2 protein-coding genes are annotated in these 850 nt (G+C 65.6%); both read left to right on the top strand.

Features of this window, described 5'->3' with window-relative positions:
* Positions 1-187, top strand: a 187-nt coding sequence (locus WU80_RS26515; RefSeq protein ID WP_231633912.1) for a hypothetical protein, incomplete at its 5' end; no start/stop codon positions are given.
* 162 nt (positions 188-349) lie between these two features.
* Positions 350-793: a universal stress protein gene (locus WU80_RS24775; RefSeq protein WP_055402815.1), complete on the top strand. Its 444-nt coding sequence runs from the start codon at positions 350-352 to the stop codon at positions 791-793.
* Positions 794-850 lie beyond the last annotated feature (57 nt).

The raw sequence follows: 850 nt of genomic DNA, 5'->3' as shown, positions 1-850 counted from the left end.
GATGTGTATAAGAGACAGCTCCTCGACTTCGTCCGCGGCGCGCTGCTCGACGGTGGGCATGGACATGATGCTTGTCACCCTAAAGGGGAATCGTCAGGACGGCTCACAAATCGGCCCCCGCCAATTCCGCGGCACCGGCATTGGGGCGAAAAGCGGCGTTATGCAACGCTTTACGCCCCGGGCCTGAGCATTTGATTGATTCGCCATCGCCGATATTGTCGGATGACGCGGCGCGAGGCCGCAAATTGCCGACACGCCGTGGCATGCGGTGTCGCTAATCTGTTCCCTGTCCAACGGGCAAACGCGATACTGTCTTGGGTTGGCTGACCAACCGAAACTGGGAGGGTAAATGGGCGCCTATCGGACTGTAGTGGTGGGAACCGACGGCTCGGACTCGTCAATGCGTGCGGTAGACAAGGCAGCGCAGATCGCCGGGCCGGACGCCAAGCTGATCGTCGCGTCGGCGTACCTGCCCCAGCATGAGGACGGCCGGGCCGCCGACGCCCTGCGCAACGAGAGCTACAAGGTGTCCGGCACCGCGCCGATTTACGCGATCCTGCAGGACGCCAAGGAGCGGGCGCACAAGGCCGGCGCCAAGAACGTCGAGGAGCGCCCGATCGAGGGTGCCCCGGTGGACGCGCTGGTCAAGCTGGCCGAAGACGAGAAGGCCGACCTGCTGGTCGTCGGAAACGTCGGCCTGAGCACGATCGCGGGCCGGCTGCTCGGCTCGGTGCCCGCCAACGTGTCGCGGCGCGCCAAGGTCGACGTGCTGATCGTGCACACCACGAACTAGCGTCGAGCCCGATGGGTGGCGACCCGCTTCGCCCGGCTACGCCGCGCTCGCGATCGC

The organism is Mycobacterium sp. UM_11 (assembly GCF_001414075.1).
Lineage (GTDB): Bacteria > Actinomycetota > Actinomycetes > Mycobacteriales > Mycobacteriaceae > Mycobacterium.
Note: the sequence above shows the minus strand (reverse complement) of the source record. Positions and strands in the feature narration are given on the sequence as shown.